1 protein-coding gene and 1 pseudogene are annotated in these 1401 nt (G+C 68.6%); both read left to right on the forward strand.

The window, feature by feature from the left end:
• Positions 1-283 precede the first annotated feature (283 nt).
• A pseudogene (locus Aut01nite_RS44155) lies at positions 284-610 on the forward strand (IS110 family transposase); the annotation flags it as partial.
• Positions 611-722: 112 nt separating this feature from the next.
• Positions 723-1391: a transposase gene (locus Aut01nite_RS44160; protein ID WP_239124644.1), complete on the forward strand. Its 669-nt coding sequence runs from the start codon at positions 723-725 to the stop codon at positions 1389-1391.
• The last annotated feature ends 10 nt before the right edge of the window (positions 1392-1401 follow it).

Raw genomic sequence — 1401 nt, forward strand, 5'->3', positions numbered from 1 at the left:
GCGGCTACTTATTTACTGGTCGTACGACCGCTGCCCGGCCAGGCTTGGTCGAGGTGACCGGCGGAACGCTCTGTCTGCGGCTGTCCACCGTGGTTTGGTGTGACTCTCTTTTGGCGTGCGGTCCGTCGGTCACCGCGGCGCGGAGAGGCTCAAGAGGGGACTGCCCAGCTCGAAGTAGCGTTGCCCTCCCGCCGACGTTGTCCGTCGGAACAGGGAAGGAAACGACATGGCCCGAGTCGTCATCGGCGTGGACCCGCACAAACGCTCCGCGACCATCGAGATCATGAACCAGCGTGAGAAGCCGGTCGGCAAGGGCCGGTTCGGCACCGACCGCGACGGCTACCAGGCGATGCTCGCCGCCGGCCGCGAACACACCGACCGCATCTGGGCGGTTGAAGGCTGCAGCGGCATCGGCCGGCACGTCGCCCAGCGCCTGGTCGCCGACGGCGAGACCGTCCTCGACGTGCCGGCGAAGCTGTCCGCCCGCGCCCGCGTGTTCGCTACCGGCCAGGGCCGCAAGACCGACCCGGTCGACGCCCACAGCGTCGCCGTCGCCGCGTTGCGCACCGACGACCTGCGGCAGGTCAACCTCGACGACACCACCGTGGCGCTGCGGCTGCTCGTCGACCGGCGGGAACTGCTCGGCCGGACCCGCACCGAAACCGTCAGCCGCCCGGCACCACCTGCTGCTGGAGCTGGTGCCGGGCGGGGCGAAGAAGTTCTTGAGCACCCCGCAGGCCCGCGCCCTGCTCAACACCGTCCGGCCCCGCGATGTGGTGGGCAAGACCCGCCGGTGGCTTGCCTCGGAGCTGATCCACGAACTCGCGGTCATCGACAAGAAGATCAAGATCGCGGATGCCGAGCTCACCGAACTGGTCAAGACGACCGGCAGCACGCTGCAGGAACTCACCGGCATCGGCCCGTCCGGGTCCGCGCGTCTGCTCGGCGACATCGGTGACATCAGCCGCTTCGCCAGCCGCGGCCACTTCGCGTCCTGGAACGGCACCGCACCCATCGACGCCTCATCAGGCGATCAGAACCGCCACCGCCTGTCGCGGGCCGGCAACCGGCGCATCAACCGGGTGCTGCACATCATGGCCGTCGTCCAACTCCGGCGTGACACCGAAGGGCGCCGCTACTACCGGCGCAAACTCGCCGACGGCAAGACCCCGATGGAAGCGATGCGAGCCCTGAAACGCCGGCTCTCCGACATCGTCTACCGACGGATGGTCGCCGACGCCAAAGCCGTCAGGACGGGCCCGGAAGGACACGTGGGGGCGACTCTGCAATCCAGCGCGGCCGACCCGAACCCCAAGGTCGACACTTCGGAGAAGTCACTTCCCGGACCCGCCGAAGACCACCATAGAACACCGCTTCTCAGCGCCTCTTGACACAGAGGGG

Source organism: Actinoplanes utahensis (genome assembly GCF_016862455.1).
GTDB classification, from domain to species: domain Bacteria; phylum Actinomycetota; class Actinomycetes; order Mycobacteriales; family Micromonosporaceae; genus Actinoplanes; species Actinoplanes utahensis.